The organism is Sandarakinorhabdus sp., assembly GCF_051860625.1.
Lineage (GTDB): Bacteria > Pseudomonadota > Alphaproteobacteria > Sphingomonadales > Sphingomonadaceae > Sandarakinorhabdus.
This window is the reverse complement of record NZ_JBHYDQ010000004.1, coordinates 122,980-147,209: the sequence shown is the minus strand read 5'-3', so window position 1 is coordinate 147,209 and position 24,230 is coordinate 122,980. Positions and strand designations below refer to the sequence as shown.

Below are 24,230 nucleotides of genomic sequence, written 5' to 3'. Positions count from 1 at the left end.
CTGACACAGCGCCGCCTTATCCGCTGTGAATGTCAAATCCTCGTTCCGAAACCGCCAGCTTCGCACCCGATTGGCGCCAGACCTTGCAGTTTTGCGCGCGTTATTGGGCGCTGGCGCCGCGCCGGCTCGGGGTGGTGATCGCCCTGACACTGGCGATGGTCGCCGCTGAAGTGTTCGTGCCGGTGGCGGCGGGCCACCTTGTCGATGCGCTGGGCGAGACCGCAAGGCAAGGTGTCGGCGGGGCAGCCGCCAGTGCTGCCAGTCGGGCGGCGTTCGTGGCGCTTGCCATGCTGACCGGGTTGATGGCGATCTACCAGCTGTTCAACCATGTTTCGAACCTGGCCTACAACCGCGTGGCGGCGCGCTGTATGACTGCCGTGCTCGATGATGGCTTTGCGCGGGTGCAGCATTTTTCCGCCGATTGGCATGCCAACACCTTTGCCGGCTCCACGGTGCGCAAGCTCACGCGCGGCAAATGGGCCTATGAGCAGATTTCGGACATATTGATCCGCAATTTCCTGCCGCTATCGCTGGTCATCATCGGGCTGGCGGCGGTGATGCTGTCGCGCTTCGTCATGGTCGGCCTGCTGTTTTTCGCGATGGTGACCGTGTATGTCGCGGTGTCGGTGTTGCTGGCGACGCGCTGGGTGCGGCCCGCCAATGTGCGCGCCGCCGCTGCCGACAGCCACATCGGCGGCGCAGTGGCCGATGCCGTTTCCAACAATGCCGCGGTAAAGGCCTTTGGCGCCGAAACGCGCGAGGAAGCGCTGTTCCGCAAGATCACCCGCACCTGGCACGATCGGGCATTGGTATCATGGACGCGCGGGCGCACCATGTCGCTCATTCAACAGGCGCTGTGGCTGGCGCTGCAGGCCGGCATGCTGGCGCTGCTGATCGGCCTGGCGCAGCGCGGCGAAGCCACGCCTGGCGATGTCGCCTTTGTCATCACCGCCTGTTTCCAGCTTGGCGGCAATCTGCGGCAGGTGGGCGATCATATCCGCAACCTGCAGCGTGGTAGTGCCGAGCTTGCCGATCTGATCGAATTCGATACCGCGCCGCTGGGCGTGGCCGATGTGCCCGGCGCACCGCCGCTGCGGATCGGCACCAGCCGTGGCCGCGGCGAGATCATCTTTGAAAATGTGCGTTTTGGCTATCCCGGGCAGGGGCCGGATCAGCCGCCGCTGTATGCAGGCTTTGATCTGCGCATCGCGCCCGGCGAGAAGGTCGCGCTGGTCGGCCCGTCCGGTTCCGGCAAGTCCACCTTCGTCAAGCTGATCCAGCGGCTTTATGATGTTGATGATGGTGCGATCTGGATCGACGGGCAGGATATTGCGCTGGTTCAGCAAGCCAGCCTGCGCCGATCGGTGTCGATCGTGCCGCAAGAGCCGGCCCTGTTTCACCGCAGCCTGGCCGACAATATCGGCTATGCGCGCCCACAAGCGACGCACGCTGAAATCGTCGCCAGCGCCGTGCGCGCCCACGCGCAGGAATTCATCGATCGGCTGCCGCAGGGCTATCGCACGCTGGTTGGCGAACGCGGCGTGAAACTGTCGGGCGGGGAACGCCAGCGCGTGGCCATCGCCCGCGCCTTTCTGGCCGATGCGCCGATCGTGGTCTTCGACGAAGCCACCTCCAGCCTTGATACCGTCACCGAACGGCTGATCCAGGGCGCGATGGCCGATCTGATGGCCGGGCGCACCACCATCATCGTCGCGCACCGCCTGTCCACGGTGCGCGATGCCGACCGGATACTGGTGTTCGACCGCGGCCGCATTGTCGAACAGGGCAGCCATGCCGAACTGCTGGCCAGGGGCGGTGCCTATGCAAGGCTGCACGCGGTCGAGGATGAATGGGCCTATATCGGCTGATCAGGCAAAGCGCGCGAACGTCGGCAATTTCTGGCCGACCAGCGGCCCGGTCAGCAGATGCACGCCCGACAACGACGGGAACGCCACCGGCCCGTCCGGCCCATCGAACACCAGCCCGCGGCCATGGCTCAGCGCAAAGCGCCGGCCCGGCCGCGGGTTGAGCACCGGCGTGATCGTGCGCCGCCCATATTGGACATGGTGGGAAATATCCCAATGCGGCGGCGTGCCGGGCGCCTGCACGTTCAGCCAGCAATGCCCGGTGGGATGCTGGGTGCGGCCCACCGCGATGTGGCCGCCGATCACATAGGCCGCGGCGATCCCGGCCGCGCGCAGCGCCGCCACCGCTGCGGTGTGCATGTCCACACAGCTGCCCGGCGTCAGCCCGCAGGCCAGCGCCGGCATCGCCGGGTCGTCAGCGCCCAGCGCGCGTTCCCGCCGGCCATATTCGAAATGATCGGCCACGAACTGGATCACGACCTGGCAGCGCGCAGCGGGTTCCGCCGGCAGATCGAGTGCCGCGATCTGCGCCGCCAGCGCCGGCGATGCGCGTTCGAAAGGCGACGCGCCCGGCACGAAGGCGGCGGCCGGCAGGCCCTGGCCTTCGGGCCGGAAACTGTGGCGCACGCGCACCACCGCGCCAGCCGTCAGGCGCAGCAGCCAGGCCGATGTGCGCCCGTCTGCATCGCGGATCACCCGTTCCGGCACGGCGCCGTCAAAACTGGTTTGCAGCACCTGCTGCTGATGGGTTTCGGGCGGCACCGGATACAGGCCATGGCCATCATAAGGCACCGGTTCGGCCAGAAATACTTCGAACTGTTCCGTCACTTATGCCCCCTCAGCGCTGCAACCAGCGCCGCCACGCCGGCCGTCACCGGGCCATCGTTCATCACATGGATCACATCGGCGCCGTGCACCGCATGTTCGGCTGCGCGGGCTACGCGGGCCTCGATCGCTTCGGCCGATTCGCGCCCCCGCGCCGCCAGCCGGGCGCGCAGCAGGGCCGGCGGCGCGCTGATCGCCACCACCCGCACCGGTGCCAGCCGCGCCCGCGCCACAGCCAGCGTGGCGCGGGAGCCATTGGCCACCACATGCACGCCGGCATCGCGCCGGGCCTGCAGCGCAGCGGGCACGCCATAGCTGAGGCCGTGCGCCGTCCAGTCGAGCAGATAGCCGCCCGCCGCCTTGTTGGATTCGAATTCGGCCTGGCTGATGCTGCGATGGTCTTCGCCAGCGGGATCGGGTTCGCGGGTGATATCCCGCCTCGCAAACACGAACGCCGGATCATCGGCCAGCGCCGCGCGGGCACCGGCCAGCAACGTATCCTTGCCGACACCGGACGGGCCGACCACCAGGATCAGAAAGCCGGTCACGCCGCGCCGCTGCTACAGATGCTTTTCGACGAACTTGTCGGCATCCAGCGCCCGGAAATCCGCCAGGGCCTCGGCCAGCCGCTCGTGCGGCCAATCCCACCAGGCCAGCGCCAGCAAGCCATCCTGCACGGGCTTGGGAAAACGCTCCCGGATCGGCTTGGACGGCACCCCGCCCACGATGGTGAACGGCGCGACATCCTTGGACACCACCGCGCCGGCGCCGATCACTGCGCCGGTGCCCACGCTCACCCCGGCCAGCACGGTCGCGCCGTGCCCGATCCACACGTCATGGCCGATGGTCACATGATCGTCGCGGCGCCACTGGAAGAATTCGGCGTCATCGGCCTCGCCCAGGTCGTACGATACCGACCGGTAGGTGAAATGGTGCAGGGCGGCCTTCCAGGTGGGGTGGTTGCCGGGGTTGATGCGCGTGTCGCGGGCGATCGAGCAGAATTTCCCGATCGTGGCATAGGCGCAGCTGCTGTCGGTGACGATATAGCTGTAGGCCCCCATTTCGGTTTCCATCAGCGATGTGCGGCCACCCACCCGGGTCCACGGGCCCAATATGCAATCATGCACGCTCGCTTCGGGCGAAATGGCCGGTTGGTCGGGGGATCGCACGGCGGCCGGATCGGGCCGGTAGCGATCATGATATTCATATCCCGGCGGCAGGATACGCCCGGCCAACTGGCCGCTCATGCCACGGCGCCCAAACGCATCGGGGACTGCGTGACCGCCGGCGAAGATGCTTCGAACACGTGCCGGCCATAAATCTGTTCCACAGCCGCTGCGTGCAAGGCGTCGGGCGAACCATCGAACACCACGCGCCCCTGCGCCATCCCGATGATCCGCGGGCAATAGCGCCGGGCAATATCCAGCGCATGCAGATTGACCAGCACGGTGATCCCGCGTTCCCGATTGATCCGGGCCAGCGTTTCCATCACCGTTTCGGCATTGGCCGGATCCAGCGAGGCAATCGGTTCGTCGGCCAGGATGATGTCCGGCATCTGCATCAGGGTGCGTGCGATCGCCACCCGCTGCTGCTGCCCGCCAGACAAGGTGCAGCAGCGCTGGAGCGCGGCATCGGCCATATCCAGCGCATGCAATTCCAGGATGGCGCGCGCCCGTTCTTCGGCCGGAAACATCTTGAGCAGCGGCGCGATGCCCTGATTGCGGCACAGACTGCCGGTCAGCACATTGTTCATCACATCCAGCCGCGGGGACAGGTTGAACTGCTGGAACACCATCCCGCAGCGCGCCCGCCATTCCCGCAGGGCCTTGCCATTCAAACCGCCAACCGGCGTGCCATGCCACATGATCTCGCCAGCGGTCGGGTCGCACAGGCGATTGATCAGCCGCAGCAGCGTGGATTTGCCGGCACCCGAACGGCCGATCACGCCCACCATGGCGCCGGCCGGGATCTTCAGCGACACATTATCGACGGCGACCGTCTCGCCGAACCGCTTGCTGAGGCCCTTCAATTCGAGCATCGCCCAACTCCCCTATCGCCTGTGAAGTCTAGGGGTGATGCGTGATGGTAACGTGACAGTCCGCCAGGCCGGGCGGCAACAAGGCACGGGCCATGGTGCGCGCCCATCATCTTGATCATTCTCGGAATGACCGTGGAAATCAGCCCGCCGATCATGAAAATGCCGGTAACACGGTGGGTGTTCACGGCCAGCCGAGGCGCCGGATGATTGTAAACATATCCATGATTTGTCGAAGTATTTTTCGTATATCGCGCTAGCAGTCCCGGTGGGTTTTGGTCAGCGTGACAGCATCGGCATGCACCCAAGCAGCGAGTCGTCGGATGGCAAGGATTTTGGTGGCGGGAAGCCTGGGCTGGGATGTGCCGCTGTGGCTCGATCGGCCATTGTCGTCGGGCGCCCGCATCGGCGCGCGCACCCTGGCCATGCCGGCCGGTGGCGCTCCGGCTGGCGGTGCGATCTTGCCGGGTCGGCTGGGCGGCGGCGCGGCCAATATCGCATCGGCGCTGGTGTGCGCCGGGCACGAGGTGCTGGTGGTGGGGCGCGTCGGGCAGGATGCGCTGGGCCAATATGTGTTTTATGCGCTGCACAAACGCGGGCTGTCGCTGGACGGCATCCGGGTGGACGCCGCCCCCACAGTCTCGCTGCAGATCCTGATCGAGCCATCCGGCGAGCGCACCATCCTTGGTATCGGCCCGGCACGGAACACCGGGGCAGGGGGCGGCCAGATCTGGCAGCGTTGGTCGATGGCGGCATCGCTGGTGCAGCGTTTTGCACCCGATGCGCTGATCCTGCGCGGCTCGCAGCCATCGGTGCCGCCGCTTGGCGGGCTGCTGGAAGGCCGGCTGGTGGTGGCCCACATGCCCTGGTGGGGGGACCCGCCAGAGCGGGTGGATGTTGCAGTGGGTTCACACAAGGATCTGGGCGATCAGGCCTTGGCACAGCCGCTGCAGGCGGCTGAGGCGGTGTTTGGCCCGGTGGAATGGGGAGTCGTCACGGCCGGAGACGGTGATGTCCAGGCGCAATCGGCGACGGACCAACTGGCCGTGCCGGCGGTGCCGGCCTCCGTGGTCGATGCCACCGGGGCCGGCGACATCTTCATTGCCGGCCTGACCGATGCGCTGCTGGCCGGGGCCGGCATGGGTGATGCGCTGGCGCATGGTTGTCGTTGGGGCGCGGCCGCCGTTGCCATGGAAGGATCGGCACCCGAACCGGGGGCGGAGGGATTTTTCCCGTTCGACCGCTGATCAACCGCTGATCAGCCGACTGCGGATGCGTTCCGAAACCACATCGAGCAGCATCACGCAGATCACATAGGCGATGACGATCCACGCCACCTGATCAAAGGCAAAGATGCGGATGCGCTCTTCCAGTTCATAACCGATGCCGCCGGCCCCGACGATGCCCAGGATGGCGGCATTGCGGAAATTCGATTCCAGCACATAGAGCGACTGGCTCGACATCACCGGCAGCACCTGCGGGATCAGCCCAAAACGGATTGCCGCCACTGGCCCGCCGCCGGCCGCCCTGATGCCTTCCTGCGGGCCGGCATCGGCATTTTCCAGCGCTTCGGCATAAAGCTTGGCCAGCCGCGGCAGATCGGACAATGCCAGCGCAATCACCCCGCCAAACGGCCCCAGGCCAAAGGCCACGATCAGCATCAGCGCCCAGACCAGCGCCGGAATGCCGCGCAACACATCGAACGTGCGGCGGATGAGGAAATGGATGACCGGTTGCCGCACCACGGTGCGGGCACCGATCAGGCCAAGCGGCGCTGCCGCCACCACCGCCAGCGCTGTGCCAGCCACGGCCATGGCAAATGTGTCTGCCAGAGCGCTCAGGATGCGCAGTTCGCCGCCATTGGCGGTGGGCGGGAACATCACTGCGAGGAACCCCAGCAGCTTGGCAAAACCCTTGCCGAACACCGCCGGGGTGAGATCGACATTGATGCACATGGCAACGAACCCGGCCGCAAGCAGGCCCAGGCCAACGATGCGCAGCAAGCGTTGCGACAGCGTGGGTTGCAGCACGCCCGGTGCGATCCGCCTTGCGGCATCGTAATCCGGGGCGGTGGCAGCGATGGTGCGGCCGGATGCCGGGATCATGATCGCGCCCCAAGGCCGATCAGGCGGTGCCGGACGGCTTCAGACGCCAGATCGATAGCAAAGATCAACGCCACGATCATCAGCAATATGGCCAGATAGGTATCGAACTGGGTGTAGGTGATGGCGCGCGACAGTTCGATGCCGATGCCGCCGGCCCCGACCACGCCCAGCGCCGCTGCGCCGCCGACATTGATCTCCAGCCGCAGCAACGCATAGGAGGCATAGGTGGGCAGCACCTGCGGCAGCAGGCCAAAGCGCATCTGCGCCCACCAACCGCCGCCAGCCGCCCGGATCGCTTCGATCGGGCGCGGATCGATATTCTCATTGGCTTCGGAAAACAGCTTGCCCAGGCTGGCCGTCGTACCAAGCGCCAGCGCGATCACACCGGGCAGCGGCCCGATCCCGAACGCCGCCACCAGGATCAGCGCGACGATCAGATCGGGCAGGGTGCGCACAATCTCCAGCGTGCGGCGGGTCAGCCAGTGCACCGCCGGTGCCGGCGACAGATTCTTCGATGCCAGCAACGCGGCCAGGCTGCCGCCGACGGTGCCGAACACGGTCGATACGATGGCGATCTGCACGGTTTCCCACAGCAGTGCCACCCAGCGCGGCCAATCATAAAACCAGTTGGCCAGCGAGCCGGCAGTGCCCGGCCCGGCCAGCAGCATTTCGGCCTGCAACTTGGGCACCAGCAGGGTAATGAGGTCCCCGATGCGCGCCAGCGGATCACCGCCATGGTTGCCGTCGAAAAAATCGCTGACATGGAATGAGGCGCCAAGCAGCACCGAAAGCGCCAGTGCCACCACCGCGCCTTGCAGCCGCTGGCGCAGCAGCAGTGCGCGCCGCCTTGCTTCGAAATCAGCCACCAGTGCCGGGTGCGGCCCGTCTGATTGCCACGCCTGCGGCATGATCAGCGGCGCGCCAGCAATAACGCGCCGGCTTCGGCCGGGTCGATCGCCACGGCCGGTGGCAGCAGTTGCGCCAGGTAACGCATCGCGGCCGGCGCTTCGAAATGCAGACCGATGTGAATGCCGATCAACTGGTGGCGATCGCCCATCGGCATCTTGCTGGACACCACAAATGCGCGAGCAGCCCGCGGGCGGCCGCGCCAAAGCTCGGTCAGATCGGCGCACGGGTCGCGTTTCACATCGGGCGTCATGCACGCCCGCGACCGCGCGCTGCCGTTCACCACCAGCACATCGCCGCGCCCGGCGCGCAGCGCGGCAAAGGCCGGCTCATCGCCTTCGATCACCAGCAGCGGCTTGAAACTGGCCACCGGCGCGCCGGCATCGACGATGGCCTGCATCGGCACATCCTTGCTCGTCGGTGCACTGCCCGCCACGATCGGCGTCGCACCAGTCAGATCGGCAAGACTCTTGCGGCCACTGCGTTTCAGCGCCAGCGCCATGGTCATCACCCGGCCGGTCTCGGCACGTACCCGCCCGGTCAGCAGCGCGCGCGCCATGTCCTTCACCGTGTCGAACGCTGGCGGGTCCAGCAGCACCATATCGGCCTTGCCGGCCTTCAGCACCGCGGCGGCTGCCGTGGCATCGGCGGCCCCGCACAGGCTGACCGGGCGCTCCAGCCGCTTTTCCAGGTGCAGGCGATAGGCTTCGGCCTGGCCGGTGGCGGTGCAGCCGGTCAGGCCGGCATCGGCCACCACCACCCGGAACGCCGCTTCGGCGCCCTGCGCCTGCACCGGCGCAGCAGCACCCAGCAGCAGGGTGACGGTCAGCAACGGCAGAAGGTTGCGCATGATCAATTCCCCGCGCTGCCGCCGGCGCGGCGGCTCTGGACTTCGGCGTTGCGGATGGCGATCACCTCCGCATAATCGCTGGCCTGCATCGGCTGCATGTCGCTGCCGTTGCTCAGGCCGATGTCGGCCCACAGCTCGGGATCGTCGTACGGCATCGCGGCCAGCGCGCCGCGCAGGATGTCCTTCAGCGGCTGCGGCCGGTCGGTGCGGATCACATGGGGTGAATTGGCGATCGGCCCGGCAAACCAGATGATGCGAAAATCCTCGGCCTTCACCAGTCCGCGTGCAGCCATCGCATACAGCGTGCTGTTGGTGAAGCCGGTGCGCGGTGCACCGGCACCAGACACCAGGAACACGCCATCGAACTGCCCGTTTTCCAGCGCCAGCACGCCCTGGATATGGCCGCCACTGATCGCAGACTTGCCAAAGAATGTGTCCGGATCAACGCCCTGCTTCTTCAGCGCCCAGCGCGGATAGACATAGCCCGATGCCGAATTGAAATCGACATAACCGATGGTCTTGCCGCGCAGATCGTCGATCGTGCGATACGGGCTGTCGGCGCGGACGATCAGCGTGCTGTAATAGCCCGAAAGTCCTTCGGCGCTGCGATTGGCGAGCACCGGCGTCACCTTGTCGCCGATCTGGGCATGGGCGTTGGCATAGGCCGCCGGCCCCATCGAGGCCATTTCCAACTGGCCCGATGCCAGCGCCTGGATGATGCCGTTGTAATCGGCGGCCTTGAACACCTTGACCGGCAGGCCGGTCGATTTGGCGATATAGTCCCGATAGGCGTCCAGCCGCGCCAGCGCCGTGGGGTTTTCCTCGCCCAGATTGGCGCCGATGCGGACCTCGCTCACCTCCTTGCGCCAGCCCGACGCATCGGGATTGGCGTTGTTTCCGCCGCAGGCCGCCAGCACCAGCAGCGCGGCAAGGGCTATTGATCGCATCAGCACCGGCCAGTCCCCCATGATGATTGTTGATAGCGTGCAGTCATGACAGGCTTGCGACGCTGGCGGATTGTGAGCCCGGCCGGACGCCCTGCGTGAGCCGGGCAAGCACGGCCTCGGTCTGAGTCCGATTGATGCACCGATGCACGTGCGCGCCATGCCTCGCCGCCGTCTGCGCCTGGCCGGCAAATTTCAGGCGATTGGGCGCATGATTAATCCAGGCCCAGCGAATCGGGTGATCCTGCCGCAGCAAGCGCGTCCAGCGCTCGTGGCAACCGGGAAACACCTCCTGGTCACCGGCGGCCCGCCGCACCGAACGGTTGATCACCTGCGCCATCACCTGCCAGCGCGGCAGATCGAGCCAGACCAGATCGGTGAGCCGCGGCAGGAGCAGCGGTCTGGTTATCGAATAGCCGCCCGACACCACCCAGTTGCGGCTGCGCGTGGCCGCATCGACATCGGCCAGAAACGCCTCCGGCTCGTGCGTATGCCGATCATGCCAGCCCGGCCGCCAATTGATCAGATCAAGTTCGTGCCAGGCGATCCCGGTGCGCGCCGCCAGCGCTTGCGCAAAGGTGGATTTGCCCGAACCGCTGGTGCCGATCACCAGAACGCGCAAAGCGGGGGGCCGCTGTTCAGGCGGCCCCCCGGCATTGCTGCACCCAGCCTCAATAGCGGGCACGGACACCGAACAGGAAGCGGCGACCGAAATATTCCAGCTCATACGGGCGATCCGTGGTGCCCTGGTAGATCAGGCCGCGCTCGTCGGTGATGTTGTTGATGTCGGCAAACAGCGTGATGTACCGGTTCACATCATAACGCGCCGAAAAATCCACGCGCTGCTGCGCTTCCCAGATCAAGTCGCCATCGGCGCCGCCGGGCGCAAGGTCGTTGGCGTAGGGGCTGCGATATTGATAGCTCAGGCGCAGCGACGCGCCATATTTCTCGAAATAGAGCGCGCCGTTGATCACCCAATCCGACGTGCCGGGGAAATTGGCCTTGCGCTGGCCAGTGTCGAATTCGCCATCGATCCGCGCAACGCTGCCCTGGAAGCCAAGGCCCGAAAGCGCCCCCGGCAGGAAGGTGAACGGCTGCGTATAGGTGATTTCAGCCCCTTGCAGATAACCATTGCCGCCATTCAGCGTGGTGGAGAAGAAATAATCCGAACGATCGACACCGCCGAAGTTGAAGCGGTCGTCGCCCACCACCGTCGTCGTGCCGAACAGCACATTCGACACATTGCGATAGAAATAATTGGCCGACAGCAGCGACGAAGGACTGAAATACCACTCGGCCGCGAAATCCAGGCCCCAGGCCCGTTCCGGAACCAGGAACGGGTTGCCGCCCGAGATGCTTTCGACACCCACGGCATCGTTGATCGCTACCGTGGCGCGTTGCTCGACAAAGCTCGGGCGCGCGGTCCCGGTGATGAACGCCGCCCGCAGCTTCAGATCATCAGTGGCATCAAAGCCATAATGCACCGACGGGAAGAACTGGGTGTTGCTGTTGTCGAAGGACACCGGAGTCAACCGGCCGGCGATATTGGCCTGACCGGCAGAGGTCAGGTTCGTCCGCTCCACGCGCAGACCCAGCAGCACGGTGTGGCGATCCCATTTCCAGCTGTTGCTGAGATAGGCGGCGAAAATCGTTTCATCGACGGTATTGGCCAGCGCCGGATTGGGGCGCGGCACCGGTAAATTGCCGCCAGCCGCATTGCGCGACGCCGCTTCAGCCAGAATAGCCTCCTGCTGCGCGCGGATGGCGGGATTGTCGACAAAGTTGACATCAAAGCCGACATTGATGCGGCCCAGCGCCGACCGGTCGGTGATCAGCGCGGTGGGTGTCCACGGCAGGTTGAACTGCTCCGCGAGCGGCCGCAGCAGGACCGTTCCAACGGTGCCGTCCGGCCGCAGATTGGCCTGATTGCCCGGGTCGCGGAAATTGCGATCGTTGTACTGGAACCCGATCTTGAATTCCGATTCCGCGCCAAAGCTCGTCCAGTCGCGCGCCACATCGAACTTGCCGGTGCGCTCGTTCTGGTTGAAACGCTGCGCAAAGATCACGAACACCTCGGTATCGAAAGCGCGCTGATCAAGCGCCGAACGGGCAGGGCCGCGCACCAGCGTGCCCGCCGCATTGCGGACCGTATCGAACAGGGTCAGCACCGGCGTGTTGGCTTCACCCGGAACAAAGGTGACCGACGGGCGCTGCACCGGATTGCTGGCACTTTGCGCCGTGAGCGGCAGATTCTGCTCGAAAACCGAGCGCGAATAGCCGGCATCCCAACTGATCCGCCAATCCGACAGCTTGTGTTCGCCATGCAGCACATACAGCCATTCCTTGGTGGCATAATTGCTGTCCTGGAACAGGCCGGCCACGGGCACCGACACCAGATCGCCATTGGTATTGCTGCGGGTACCACTGGCCGCGCCGGCAAAGTTGAACGTGTACTGGTTGCGCTGCTCGGCATCGAGGAACTCCTTGTAGAGCGCCGTCGCCCGGATCAGATTGTCATTGTTCGGCTTCCACTCCAGCTTGCCGATGGCGCCGTTGGACTCACGCTTCACGATATATTTGGCAAAGCGCACATTCTGCATGCCGCCGGCGTTGAAGCGCGGCTCGTAATTGTCGGTTTCCTGCACGAAGTTGAACTTCGAACCGCCAAGCACGATGCCGAAATGGTCATTCGACCAGGAAATGCGCCCCCCGTAAGACCGCACCGGGCCATTGCCGAGATCGACAAAGCCAAGGCCGCCGTCGGCATTGATATGCAGGCCCGGATTGTCGAGCGCCGAATAGGTCTTGATGTTCACGCGGCCCGCCAGCGCTTCGCCCGGCATCTCCGGCGTCAGCGTCTTGTTCAGTTCCAGCGTGCTGATCGTCGTCGCCGGCACCGCATCGAACCGGAAGATGCGGCCCTGCGCGCCGACCACGTTGACGCCGTCGAACGCCACGTTGGTCCAGCGTGCCGGCGCGCCGCGGATCTGCACGAAACGCTCCTGGCCCTGGTCACGCTCTACGGCAACGCCGGGCAGCCGCAGCAGCGCCGCCGCCGCCGTCTGATCCGGGAAGCGGCCGATGGTGTCGGCCGAAATGGCATCGACAATATTGGGGGCAGCCCGCTTGATATCCAGGCCCTTGGCAATCGAATCGCGGATCGGCGTTGCCGACACCACGATGGTATCGTCATCATCCTGCTGGCCATCGGCTGCGGCCGTCGCTTGCGCTGTCTGCACGGTTTGCGCCAGCAGCGGCGCGGCAGTGCCACACGCCAGCACCGTTGCCGAAAGCAACAGTGCGCGGATCAGCCGCTGGTCCAGATTCATGTTTGCAATCATCACTCGTTCCCCTGATTGAAAAAGCCGTTTTGGTTGGAATCCTGAATTGAAAAAGCCGGATGGAACGAAGCTGGTTACTGCAGCGTCATTCCAGATATCGTGCCTGCAACGCGGCGCGCTGCGCTGGCGTCAGGCCAGCCGCCTGTTCCAGATAGGCATCGACCGATCCATATCGTGCGGTGATTGCCTCCAGTGCGAACGACAGGAAGGGCTTGCCTTGCGCCGTCATCAACGGGGTCGGCCTGGCGCGCTCGGGGCGCTGATAGCCGGCAAACAGCATCGCCACCGGATCATTGGCGCTGTCCACCGGATCGATCCGCGGCATTTCGAACTGCGGCTGGCGAACCTTGGTGGTCAGGTGGAAATCTTCGAGGATCACCGATTGCGGCACGCCCAGCGCCGTCAGGATCATCGCAGCGACAAAGCCGGTACGGTCCTGCCCGGCCGAACAGTTGAAGGCCAGCGGCGTCCCCTCGCCAAGCAGCTTGGCAAAGATCAGCTTCAGGTGCGGCGCCATCAAGGCCGGGAAATTGGCATACACGCGCCCCGGTGCCGCAGCGGGAACCGGGGTCTGCGCCCCGCGGATGTCAGCGAACGCATAGCCGATGGCGTTGTAAGGCACGCCTTCTATCCGCGTGGGGGCCAGCCGGCGTTCCTCCATCGAGCGCAAATCAACCAGATTGCCCAGACCAAGCCCGGCAATCAGCGCCAGATCATGATCATTCAGCAACGGCTGGCCGCCGGACCGATAGATCAGCCCCCAGCGGACATGCTTGCCGTCCGCCGCCGGATAGCCGCCCAGATCCCGAAAATTGGAGCCGGCCTCCAGCGGCAGCAACCGCTCGGCCGCCCGCCGCACCTCACCAGTGCGCCTGTCGCGCACCAGCACATGGGGGCGGCTGCCGGTATCGGCCGCCAGCACATGCCGGCCATCGCGGTCGTTGGCCGACACCAGCACCGCCTCGCCGATCGGCGCGTCTGGGCGGTTCGCGGTGTAAACATCAACGGCGGCAGCGTCCTGCCAGCGGATCGTCAATGCCTGGCTGGACGTCCGCTCGACATGAACCACCCCCAGGGCCGCAGCCTCGGAAGCAGCCGTCGCCAGAAGCACGCCTGCAACAAACAGGCCCTTCCCTCGATGAATGCCGCCTCGCACCAGTTGCTCCCCCGTGGCCACAACATGGGCCGGGCCAGCAACCAGCGATTGCGTGCCTTACCCCAACAGGACCGCGAAATAGGTGCGTGCTTGGTCAATCAAATTACAGAACCAAGTATCTTTTGCGAAGAATTTCGAACAAGTGTGCGACTTGTCCATGCTTGCGCCAACGGCTGTCTCCGACGTCGTACAACTCACGATAGAAAAGTTCGCAAAGCGTGACGCAAGATTGTAAAAACATTGTGCCAACCATAGGGCACATCCCTGTGGCGCAATCTTTGCTTCATATTCCGGTGCGCAACCAGACCACCCTCCCCAAGGCTGGCTGGGGAGGAGGACCGCTGCAGGCGGTGGCGGCGCCAAAGCGCGATGTTCCGGAAGGAGCAGGAATTTTGCGGGCCCTGCCGCCCGCAGGGTCAATTACAGGCGGCAGGGCGCGCGCCGGCTGGGGCGCCGGTAGGGCTGGGCCAGCGGCGGTGGCGGCAAGGGATGGGTGGCATGATGCATCAACAGCCAGCGCCCCGCGTCCTGGGCCCGCACCGCCGACATATCCTGCCACCCGCCGTCACCGGCCGCTGGCCTGGTGCGCGCTGCCGGGCAATGTGAAGTGGGTCGTCTTCACACACCCGGGCTGATGGCCCGCACCAAAGGTATGGCTTGATCGGCAATGGTCCCCGCGAAGCCGCATCCCGCTGCCCCCCGCTGCCCATTGCCATGCCGTCCCCCGAACCGATGACGGCCCTTGCGGGCCGTGACCGGTCACGACTGGGCCACATGCGTTCTGCCAACTCGCCGGCAGGCCGCACAAGGGCCAGAAGCTGTGAGGTTAACATGATGCCCAACCCCTTGACTTGTTGATAACCCAAGCAGCCGGGTCGGTCATCGGGCAGCCTGTGACGGCGGCGTGAAAAATGCGTGACTTACATTGTCGCCCCATATTATCGAAGCGATTGGCTGGGCATGGAGAGGCATGTGCAACGCGGTGACGACATCATTGATTCCGCCGCTGGCCCATCGGCCGGGCCGCCGCGCGTCCGCATCGGCCTGCACGGGCCGTTCCGCATGCTCGATGCCGCTGGCAACCGCATCATCCTGCCCAGCCGCAAGGGCATGGCGCTAATCGCCATGCTGGCCCTGCTGCCCCGCCATGAACATACGCGTGATTGGCTGCGCCAGATGCTGTGGGGCCGGGCCGAGGAAGAACAGGCCCAGGCATCGCTGCGCAAGGAGCTTTCCCGCCTGCGCCAACGGCTCGACGACGTTGCGCCCGGCCTGTTACAGGCGCAGGGCCGCCGGGTCTGGCTGGATCGGGCTGCCTATGAATTGCTGGACCCCGAACCGGGGCAGATGTTGCTGGAAGGGCTGGATATTCCGGGCGCCGGCCAGTTCGCCGAGTGGGTCGAGCAGCAACGCGCCGACGCCCCGCATCGCCGCCCGACCGGCCTGTCGCAGCCGCGCCCCGGTGCCAGTCTGGCCGTGCTGCCGTTCACCAACGACAGCGGCGAGGCTGCGGCCGATTATCTGGCGGCCGGCATCGGCGATGAACTGGCCGACCGCATCGCGCGGCTGCGCTGGCTGAAGGTGATCGGGTCGGGCGCCAGTTTCCCCACCGATGGCTCTGAATCCGCGCTCGATGCCGGGCGGCGGCTGGGGGCGGCCTTCGTGTTCGGCGGGCGCCTGCGCAAGCTGGGCAGCGGCTGGCAATTGGTCGGCAGGCTGCTGGACACCAGCGACGGCAGTCTGGTGAGTGCGCCGGGCCTCGACCTGGCCAACCCGCAAGAAAGCAACGCCTTCCTGCCGATCATCGATCAACTGGTGGCGCTGCTGGCCGAACAGCTCGATGATGCCGAACGCAGCCGGGCCGCCGCGCTGCCGGGTGATGCGCTGGAAGTGAATGATCTGATCTGGCGCGGCCGCTGGCACCAGAATCGCCTGGCGCAGCCCGATCTGGAAAAGGCCGCCAGCTATTTCGATCAGGCCCGCGCCGCCGCACCGCAATCGGCCAATGCTGCCATCGAATGGACGCAGAATCTCGGCTATCGCCTGTGGAGCCGCCGCGCTGCGGCCGACGAGATTGCCAGCTTCGGCGATGCGGCGCGCCGCACCGTCGATCTCGATCGCCGCGATGGCCGCGCTCATATGCTGGTCGGCATCGCGGAGATGTGGCAGCGCCGCATGGAACCAGCCGAAACCTGGTTGCGCCAGGCGATCGATTTGTGCCCCAGCCTGGCGATGGCGCACGAACAACTGGGCACGCTCCACCTGCTGTGCGCGCGTCCCGCTGTGGCGGTGGAGTGGCTGGATGCGTCGCTGCGCTTGTCGCCGCATGATTTCCGGCGCTTCTATCGCGAAGCCGAGCTGGGCATGGCCTTGTTGTTGCAGGGCGATTGGGAGGCAGCACAGGTGCACGCCGGCACCGCGATCGCGCTGCAGCCCGGTTATTGGCACGCCCATGTCACCCGCATCAACGCGCTGTGGCGCGGCGGCGATGATGCCGGCGCCGCCGAAGCGCTGGCGGCGTTGCTGGCGGCGCGACCCAGCTTTGGTCAGGGCCATGTCGACTGGATTCCGTTCGGCAATACCAAGTGGAACAGCTGGTTGAAGGAACCCCTGGTGGCGCTGCAATCGGGGTAGGTCAAGTTCGGGGGGTGGCATGGCGGGGTTTCGTCTGAAGTATCCGATGGCTGATGTGCCCGCCCCCTGGCATCTGGCCGGGCAGGAACTGGCGCAGGTCGATTTCCGCATGGCGCGGCTGGCGCCGGCCACCGGCGTGCTGGCGCGGCTGTTCGGTGCAGTGCTTGGCTTTGGCCTGCGGCTGCTGTTGCAGGTGGCGCGGCTGCTCGGGCGCTGGAACGTGCCGTTCCTGGGGGTCGAGATTTTCACCCGCGATGCCAATGTCACCGCGGTGCTTGGCGATCCTGCCAGCTATCCGGTGCCGTTCGGCGCCGAAATGCGATTGCTGGCGCATGGCCCGCCCGGCCTGAATGACGATCCGGCCCTGCGCCCGGCGTTCATGCTCGGCACCGAGGGCGAAGATCACGCCAGCCAGCGCGCCCTGGTGCTGGCCGCCATGCAAAAGGGCCCGGCGTGGAAAGCCCGCTTCGAAGCCGACACCACGGCGATCACCGCTGCGCTGGTGGCCAATTGCGACGGCCAGATCGACGTGATGCGCGATGTGTTCGCGCGGGTGACGGCGCAGACCGGCGCCGACTGGCTGGGCCTCAGCCCGCGCGATATCGATGCCTATTCCGACTGGACGCTGGCGATGTCGGCGATGCTGTTCGGCGATCCGGTGGGCAATGCCACTACCCGCGAACTGGCCCAGCATGGCGGTTGGCGGCTGCGCGCCCTGATCGATGGCCAGATCGGCGCCTGCGTGGCGCAATTGGCACCATTGACCAGCGACCAGCGGGACGCGGTGGCGGCGCAGCGCGGGCTGATCTGGGCGCTGGTGGCAACAAAAATGGCCGGTGCCATCAGCATCACCGCGCCCGACCATGCCCTGATCCGCGCCATCATCACCGGGCTGGCCATCGGGCTCGGCCCCACCACGACGCTGGCCGGCGGCAAGGCGTTCGACTGGTTGCTGCGCCACCCCGCCGCCTGGGATCAGGCCGTCAAGGCTGCTGGCGACCGTGACGCGCTGCGCCGCATCGCGCTGGAAGCCTCGCGCATGGCGCCGGCACTCGATCCCGGCCAGTTCCGGATGGGGCCGGACGGCGTGGTGCTCGCCGCCACCGCCATTGCCATGCGCGACGGCCGCAAATGGCCAGACCCCGGCAGCTTCAACCCCGATCGCTGGATCGGCATCGAGCACGCGCCTAATCTGATGTTCGGTTACTGCATCCATGATTGCATCGGCCAGCACATGGCCGTCGAACAGATGACCAGCCTGTTCGCCGTGCTGTTCGCGTTGCCCGGTCTGGCGCACGCGCCGGGCGCCGCCGGCAAGCTGCAGATGGCCGGGCCATTCCCGTTCCGGCTGGAAATGCGCTTCGGCGCCGCGCAGCCGGCTGGCCCGGCTGCGCACAGCATGATCACGCTGAACGTCCCGGTGCTGCAGCATGTGCCGCCGGCCGACGTGCCCGCCCGGCTGACCGCGCTGGAGGATGCGCTGCTGGCGCTGGGCAACCCGGCCGGGCCGGCGGTGCGGGCCTGGCTCGATGCTGCTGCCATCGTGCATTTCCTGTCGATCAATGCCCTCGATGTCGGCAGCCCTGAAACACCCGATGTGCGCCTGCTGATCGAGATCAGCGCCGATGGCCCACCCGAAGCCGCGCTGGACCGCATCTTCGCCAGCCCGCCACCCGAACTGGCCGCGCCGCTGGCGCAGGTCAGCTTCTGGGACGGCGTTTCACCGCTGCCAGCCTTTCTCAACCGCCATCGTCTGGATGTGCGGCCGCGCGCCTGGGGCACCACCGGGCTGCTTTATGATGGCTCGCCGGGCTTCACCATGGCCACCAAGCGCCAGCGCGACCGGCTGGCCGCATTCGCCCGCGCCGCGCTGGATGATTGGCAGCAAATATCCGGCGGCACCGCGCAGCCGCCGCTGGCGGCCCTGAACCATGTGCGCGGGATGCTGGCCGGCACCCTGCCGCCGCCCCCGCATCTGGCCGCCGCTGCCGCCGAATTGCGCCCGATGCTGTTCGTGCCTGGCCGGCAGCGGCTGAATTTTGTCGATTTCCGCTTTCCGGGCCTGTGGAGCGGCTTGTTCGCCTATCTGGCGACGCCGGCAGGCCGCTGGATCCCGTTCACCGCGCTGGTGCCGGTCGGGGTGTTCACGGCGCTGGCCTGGGCTGCGCTGGGCGGCGGCCTCTGGCCCGGCCGCCTGCTCCTTGCGCTTGCCGCCGGCATCATCGGCGGCTTCGGTCTCTGGCTCGGCCTTGCGCTTTACGCCTACGCGTCGCTGCGCCGCCTCGAAACCGCCGATGTGCCCGACACCCGCGACCCCGATCTCCTGCGCCGCCTGCGCATCACGAGCCGAGAAAACCCGCGCGATCACGAACAGAGCCACATCATTTCGGCCAGCGATTTCAAGCCCGGCTGGCTGCGCCGGCTCACCTTCGCCTTCGCCATGTGGGGCATCGGCGTCTTCGCCCGCCATTACACCCGCCCCGGTTTCATCCTCACCATGGGCACCATCCATTTTGCCCGCTGGTTCAGGCTGCCCGACGCCGAAAAGCTGATCTTCTTCAGCAACTACGACGGCAGTTGGGAATCCTATCTCGAAGATTTCATCACCAAGGCCCACCCCGGCCAGACCGCGGCGTGGAGCCACGGCATCGGCTTCCCGCCCACCGTCGGCCTGATCGGCGAAGGCGCCGCCAACGGTGATCTGTTCAAGCGCTGGGTCCGCCGCCAGCAACAGCTCACCGGCTGCTGGTACAGCGCGCTGCCGCACCTGACGCTCGATCGCATCCGCGCGCAGGCCTTGATTCACCATGGCCTCGCCCGCGCCCACGATGCAGCCAGCGCACGCGACTGGCTCGATTTGCTCGGCGCGCTGCCGCGCCCGGCCAGCATCGTCGACACCAGCCAGGTGCAGGCGCTGGTGTTCCGCAGCCTCGGCAGCCTCGCCCACGGCGCGCATATCTTCCTGAATTTCCCCGATGCCGGCCCCGGCACCGCGCTCGCCCGCATTATTGCCGGGGAAGGGGCCTTGCCGCCGGTGATCTTCGGCGATCTGCCCTCCGGCACGCCGCATCTCACCGCCGCCAGCGCCATCGCGCTGTCCCCCGCCGGGTTGCAGCGCCTCGGTCTGCCGGGGCCGGACAGCGCGCAGGGCCTCGCCAGCTTCCCGCTGGCCTTCATGGCCGGCATGGGCGCCCGCGCCGACATATTGGGGGATACCGGCACCTGGATGCCGCCGGGCAGCGCGGCGGGTCTTGCCGCCTATGATCGCTGCGACGCCGTGCTGATGCTCGCCGCCGCAACGCCCGAACACGTCGCCGACGCCATCGCCGCGCTGGCCGGCATCGCCACCATACAGGAAACGGTGATCACCAGCCCGACCACCACCGCCCCCGATGGCCAGCCCGGCCTCGACCATGATCATTTCGGCTTCCGCGACGGCATCTCACAGCCGGCGATCCGCGGCGCCGGCGATTGGCGGCAACGGGATGCGCGCGACCAGTTGGCGCCCGGCGAATTCCTGCTCGGCCACCCGGCCAGCGCCGGCTACACCGCGCCGCCATTGCGTCTTGCTTCCGAGCTTGACCCCGCCGGGCTGTTGCCGGCCACGGCCGAGCCGGCCCGTCCCTACCCGGATTTTCAGGCCAGCAGCAGCTATCGCGATTTCGGCCGCAACGGCAGCTTCGTGGTGGTGCGCCGGCTGAAGCAGGATGTCGCCGGTTTCCACGCCGGGGCTGCTGCGTCGGCCAATGATCTCACCGCGCGCTGCCCGCATCTGCCAGCCGCCCTTCAGCAGAATATCGACGGTCCCTGGCTGCAGGCGCGCATGATCGGCCGCTGGCCCGACGGCACACCCACCATCGACCGCGCCGGGCCACAGGGCCGCACAGACGCCCGCAACGATTTCTCCTTCGCCGCCGAAGACCCGCAGGGCCTCGCCTGTCCGCTGGGCGCCCATATCCGCCGCGCCAACCCGCGCGACGGCCTCGATCCGTCCGACCCCACCGGTTGGGACATCGCCAACCGCCACCGCATCATCCGCCGCGGCCGCCCCTATGATACCGGCAGCGAAAAGGGCCTGATGTTCACCGCCATCTGCGCCGATATCGAGCGGCAATTCGAATTCGTGCAGCAACGCTGGCTGTTCGGCCGCAGCTTCCACGGGCTGCCCGGCGAGATCGATCCGCTGCTCGGCCAAGGCGATTTTACCCTGCCCACGCACCTCGGCCCGGTGCGTGTGCAGGGCCTCGCCCGCTGGGTCGAAACCCTGGGCGGCGGCTATTTCTTCCTGCCCGGCCGCGCCGCGCTGCAGTGGCTCATTCAGGCGAGAGGCTGACTCCTACAGGCTGACCTTCGCCACCTTGTCCTGCATGTCTTCCTTGGGATCCATACCCAGCAGCATCTTCAAGCCGGTCACCATGCTGGATGCATCGATCCAGATCTCGGCATTGTCTGGATCCAGCCGGATCAACGCCACGCTCGGGTCTTCCTTGCCGCCCGGATACCAGGCCGCGACAAAGCGATTCCACAGCCGGTCGATCATCGCCCGGTCCTGCGTGGTGGTCATCGTGCCGTCCAGCGTCGCCCACACATCATGATCCTTGGCGACGAAATGCGCCATCGCCCGGGCGCCGGCTCCGATTTGCTGATACAAATGGCTGTCAGCCGAGGTGAAGAACCAGATCGGGCCATCATACAGGTCGCCGCTCTGATCTTCGTCATCCAGTTGTGCCGTCATCGGCCGCGCATGCCCATCGGCACCTTCGGCCAGGCCCAGGAACATCGTCCGGTCCGATTTCAGGGCTTTCCAGAATTTCTGGGTGATTTCGCGATCGTTCGACATATGCGCCTCCGTTGTGGGTGTCTTCTCCCAAACCGCTCAGCCTCGGCTGGGTTCCCCGCCGCCCGCCAGCGAAGCCGCAGACGCCTCACGTTTGCGCCGGGTGGCGTGGCGGCGGCGGGCAGGCGATGATGGCGCATGCATGCTGCCGTCTGTTCCCGCCTGTCCGATGATCTGTCGGGCCTTGCCCTCCATGCCGATTGGCCTGAACCGCCGCCGCCGGGCGCGCACGAGGTGCAAGTGGCCGTGCGCCATGTCAGCCTGAATTTCCCGGACTGGCTGATGCTGCAAGGCGGCTATCAATTTCGCCCCGAACTGCCGTTCATCCCCGGCACGGAGGCCGCTGGCGAAGTGATTGCCGCCGGGCCGGGCGCCGAAGCCCTGTTGGGCCAGAAGGTCATGATCGGCGGTCGCTCCGGCATGATGGCGCAGCGTGTCACCCTGCCAGCGCGCAGCGTGCGGCCAGTGCCGGCGGGGCTGACCCTGGCCGAAGCGGCCGCTTTCACCGTCGGTGCGCTCACTGCCTGGGTCGGCCTGGTCGAGCGCGGGCAGATCAAGGCCGGGGAGCGGGTGCTGGTTACCGGCGCCGGCGGCGGCATGGGCCGCGCTGCCGTGCAACTGGCGGCGCACATGGGCGCGCATGTCGTGGCGCTGGCCAGCAGCCCGGCGCGGCTGCAACTGGCGCTGGATGCCGGCGCCCACGAAGGCCATCTGATTGACCGCGAGAAGCCCGAAATCCCGCTGCGCGACATCGATCTGGTGTTCGATCCCGTCGCCGGCCCGCTGGTGATGCCGCTTGTCAAATGCCTGCGCCGCGGCGGGCGCTATGCCATCATCGGCTTCACCGGCGGCCGCGGTGATCCGGTGCCGCTCAACCGGCTGTTGTTGAAGGAAATCGCGCTGGTCGGTGTGCGCGCTGGCGAGCAGGGCCGGCAAGACCCGGCCGCCGGCGTGCGCCACATCGCCGAAATCGACGCCCGCGCCCACCACATGAAACCCCATATCGGCCTGGAACTGCCGCTCAGCGCCGTGCGCGATGCCTTCACGGCAATGGGGGCCGGGCAGATCGACGGGAAATGCGTGATCAGCCTGTAAACGCCGCTCGCGTCGCCCCATCCGCTGGAAACAGCAACTCCAGCCGCAAATCCCGCACCGTCACATCCTCCGATGTCCCGCACTGCGCCACCACCGACAGGAACGACAGCCGCCCGCCAGGCGAATTATAGATCACCGGCATGATCGGCGATCGCACCCGCGCGCCCGGCTTGAAGGGATGGCGCTGCGCCGCTTCGCGCGTGATTGCGATCAGATCGGCCAGCACCGGATCATCGCCGGCCAGCGCCTGTTCCAGCGCCAGCCGCTCCAGGCTTTCGTGCAGCACCTGGGGCAGATTGGCGATCAGCTCCGGCGCGCGCTGATGTGTGGCGGTCAGCGCAAACACATTGGGCGGCCCGTTCCACGCCTCCAGCAACGGGCTGAGCATCGCCGCCGCCGATACGCTCGCCTCCAGCACATTCCAGTGCCGATCACACAGCAGCGCCGGGAAGGGGGCATGGCTGGCCATCATCTGCGTCAGGATCGCCCGAAACGGCGCCACGGCTTCGGAACTGAGCGGCGAAGCCGGAAACGCTGCCGCAAACCCCGCCGCCGTCAGCAACTGGTTGCGCTGCGACAAGGGCAGCGCCAGCGCCTCGGCCAGGGTCAGCACCATCTCCCGGCTCGGCATCGCCCGGCCGGACTCCAGAAAGCTCAAGTGCCGCGCACTCACCCCGGCCTCCAGCGCCAGCGCCAACTGGCTCAGCCGCCGGCCGCCGCGCGCACGGCGCAGCGCCGCACCGAACGGGCCGGGATCGGAAAGCTCGGGACGGGTCGCCATACCCCCACTCTGCCACAGGCGCGCAGCCTTTCAATGATGTGCGAGGTAAGTGAAAGGATGATGTGGTTGCCGAAGCAACAGGGCCTCCGCCGGGCAGGGCTATAACAAGTCAAGCAATCGGACCGTCGGAAAGATACAATATCGATAATAATGAGTATCAAATTTTGTTTGACAAAGGACGAATAAAATGAACAGGTAGATGATTGTATTGATATCCACTTCCATCCTGACTGTTACTTTGGTGGGCTGCGATAGCAGAGGTCCTGCGAGATCAGATTTCTCCATGGAAAATGAGCTTGAAGCTTTTTGAGTGTTTTTCCTTAAACTTGAAGGTTGTGCGCTCATATGAACCGCTTACCAAAACCGGTACGGGTTACCGCAATCATCGGCTTGTTCGTGCTCATCCCTGTGTTTGGACATAAATTTCTGGTTTCTGCATCTCAGGGTCAGGGGTCTGCCGCGAACGCAGCGAACAGCACCTGTAGCAGCTGTCACAGTGAGTGATTTCATTGGACAGGGGCATCGCTTTCCGGCTGATATCTGACCAGACGACCGCTTTTTTCGATTGGCGCGCAGCGGCTGTTCGTCCCCAAAACCGCCGTTCCGCGCCCCACCCCCTTATGGACATGTCCGGCTTTCGGGCGACGCATGGCTGCCAGTTGATGGGCAGCCTGTCCTACACTGGCAAAGCCTGTCATCATGCGCCGGTCCGCTGGTCTGGCGCGGCGCGGCAGTGGGTGCGAACGGCGGGCTGAATCACGCCAGATTCGTCAAAACTGGCAAGACTGTTGCTGCTGGATTCACGCTGTCCCAGCCAAGGTGCGGGATATAGTCGGTATTTTTTTGTTCTTTCTCA

Annotated in this window: 18 protein-coding genes; 5 read left to right on the top strand and 13 right to left on the bottom strand. The window is 66.2% G+C overall.

From position 1 onward, the window contains the following. Positions 1–29: 29 nt before the first annotated feature. A complete protein-coding gene (locus ACTIEZ_RS05870) occupies positions 30–1,868 on the top strand; it encodes an ABC transporter ATP-binding protein (RefSeq protein ID WP_439545722.1) in 1,839 nt (612 codons plus the stop codon). Here ACTIEZ_RS05870 and ACTIEZ_RS05865 read toward each other — a convergent pair whose 3' ends face one another. From ACTIEZ_RS05865 to phnC, 4 genes are read right to left on the bottom strand one after another with little or no spacing between them, the layout of a single operon-like run. After that, entirely contained in the window at positions 1,869–2,693 is an 825-nt protein-coding gene (locus ACTIEZ_RS05865; RefSeq protein ID WP_439545721.1) for a transglutaminase domain-containing protein, read from the bottom strand. After that, a complete protein-coding gene (phnN, locus tag ACTIEZ_RS05860; protein ID WP_439545720.1) occupies positions 2,690–3,238 on the bottom strand; it encodes a phosphonate metabolism protein/1,5-bisphosphokinase (PRPP-forming) PhnN in 549 nt (182 codons plus the stop codon). The genes ACTIEZ_RS05865 and phnN overlap by 4 nt, the downstream gene beginning before the upstream one ends. A gap of 12 nt (positions 3,239–3,250) precedes the next feature. After that, the gene (locus tag ACTIEZ_RS05855) at positions 3,251–3,937 is read right to left on the bottom strand and encodes a DapH/DapD/GlmU-related protein (protein ID WP_439545719.1); all 687 of its coding nucleotides are present in this window, start codon (positions 3,935–3,937) and stop codon (positions 3,251–3,253) included. Continuing rightward, positions 3,934–4,728 (bottom strand): phosphonate ABC transporter ATP-binding protein, encoded by a 795-nt coding sequence (gene phnC / locus ACTIEZ_RS05850; RefSeq protein WP_439545718.1) that lies wholly within the window; start codon positions 4,726–4,728, stop codon positions 3,934–3,936. Before phnC ends, ACTIEZ_RS05855 begins: the two co-directional genes overlap by 4 nt. A gap of 320 nt (positions 4,729–5,048) precedes the next feature. Between phnC and ACTIEZ_RS05845 the strand changes: the two genes are divergently transcribed. Beyond that, positions 5,049–5,972: a carbohydrate kinase family protein gene (locus ACTIEZ_RS05845; protein WP_439545717.1), complete on the top strand. Its 924-nt coding sequence runs from the start codon at positions 5,049–5,051 to the stop codon at positions 5,970–5,972. Here ACTIEZ_RS05845 and phnE (ACTIEZ_RS05840) read toward each other — a convergent pair whose 3' ends face one another. The 7 genes from phnE (ACTIEZ_RS05840) to ACTIEZ_RS05810 form a co-directional block, all read right to left on the bottom strand. Continuing rightward, a complete protein-coding gene (gene phnE / locus ACTIEZ_RS05840; RefSeq protein ID WP_439545716.1) occupies positions 5,973–6,830 on the bottom strand; it encodes a phosphonate ABC transporter, permease protein PhnE in 858 nt (285 codons plus the stop codon). Then, positions 6,827–7,738, bottom strand: a complete 912-nt coding sequence (phnE, locus tag ACTIEZ_RS05835; protein WP_439545715.1) for a phosphonate ABC transporter, permease protein PhnE — start codon at positions 7,736–7,738, stop codon at positions 6,827–6,829. Before phnE (ACTIEZ_RS05835) ends, phnE (ACTIEZ_RS05840) begins: the two co-directional genes overlap by 4 nt. A 2-nt stretch (positions 7,739–7,740) precedes the next feature. Next, complete coding sequence (locus ACTIEZ_RS05830) at positions 7,741–8,586, bottom strand: PhnD/SsuA/transferrin family substrate-binding protein (RefSeq protein ID WP_439545714.1); 846 nt, start codon at positions 8,584–8,586, stop codon at positions 7,741–7,743. A 2-nt stretch (positions 8,587–8,588) separates the two neighbouring features. Beyond that, on the bottom strand, positions 8,589–9,554 hold the full coding sequence (locus ACTIEZ_RS05825; RefSeq protein ID WP_439545713.1) for a phosphate/phosphite/phosphonate ABC transporter substrate-binding protein: 966 nt from the start codon (positions 9,552–9,554) through the stop codon (positions 8,589–8,591). Between the two features lie 22 nt (positions 9,555–9,576). Beyond that, positions 9,577–10,152, bottom strand: coding sequence for a hypothetical protein (locus ACTIEZ_RS05820; protein ID WP_439545712.1), 576 nt, complete (start codon positions 10,150–10,152; stop codon positions 9,577–9,579). Positions 10,153–10,201: 49 nt separating this feature from the next. Beyond that, on the bottom strand, positions 10,202–12,871 hold the full coding sequence (locus tag ACTIEZ_RS05815) for a TonB-dependent receptor (protein ID WP_439545711.1): 2,670 nt from the start codon (positions 12,869–12,871) through the stop codon (positions 10,202–10,204). Positions 12,872–12,956: 85 nt separating this feature from the next. Further along, positions 12,957–13,940: a tyrosine-protein phosphatase gene (locus ACTIEZ_RS05810; protein ID WP_439545710.1), complete on the bottom strand. Its 984-nt coding sequence runs from the start codon at positions 13,938–13,940 to the stop codon at positions 12,957–12,959. 1,059 nt (positions 13,941–14,999) lie between these two features. On the opposite strand from ACTIEZ_RS05810, the gene ACTIEZ_RS05805 reads away from it, so the two are divergent. Together ACTIEZ_RS05805 and ACTIEZ_RS05800 are read left to right on the top strand one after the other, a co-directional pair. Next, positions 15,000–16,661 (top strand): hypothetical protein, encoded by a 1,662-nt coding sequence (locus ACTIEZ_RS05805; protein WP_439545709.1) that lies wholly within the window; start codon positions 15,000–15,002, stop codon positions 16,659–16,661. A gap of 19 nt (positions 16,662–16,680) precedes the next feature. Next, positions 16,681–20,994, top strand: coding sequence for a hypothetical protein (locus tag ACTIEZ_RS05800; protein WP_439545708.1), 4,314 nt, complete (start codon positions 16,681–16,683; stop codon positions 20,992–20,994). A gap of 3 nt (positions 20,995–20,997) precedes the next feature. Here the strand turns inward: ACTIEZ_RS05800 and ACTIEZ_RS05795 are convergent, their stop codons facing one another. Further along, complete coding sequence (locus ACTIEZ_RS05795) at positions 20,998–21,501, bottom strand: pyridoxamine 5'-phosphate oxidase family protein (protein WP_439545707.1); 504 nt, start codon at positions 21,499–21,501, stop codon at positions 20,998–21,000. Positions 21,502–21,636: 135 nt separating this feature from the next. Between ACTIEZ_RS05795 and ACTIEZ_RS05790 the strand changes: the two genes are divergently transcribed. Next, positions 21,637–22,593 (top strand): NADPH:quinone oxidoreductase family protein, encoded by a 957-nt coding sequence (locus ACTIEZ_RS05790; protein WP_439545706.1) that lies wholly within the window; start codon positions 21,637–21,639, stop codon positions 22,591–22,593. Here the strand turns inward: ACTIEZ_RS05790 and ACTIEZ_RS05785 are convergent. Continuing rightward, positions 22,583–23,374, bottom strand: a complete 792-nt coding sequence (locus ACTIEZ_RS05785) for a helix-turn-helix domain-containing protein (RefSeq protein WP_439545705.1) — start codon at positions 23,372–23,374, stop codon at positions 22,583–22,585. The genes ACTIEZ_RS05790 and ACTIEZ_RS05785 overlap by 11 nt on opposite strands. Between the last annotated feature and the right edge of the window lie 856 nt (positions 23,375–24,230).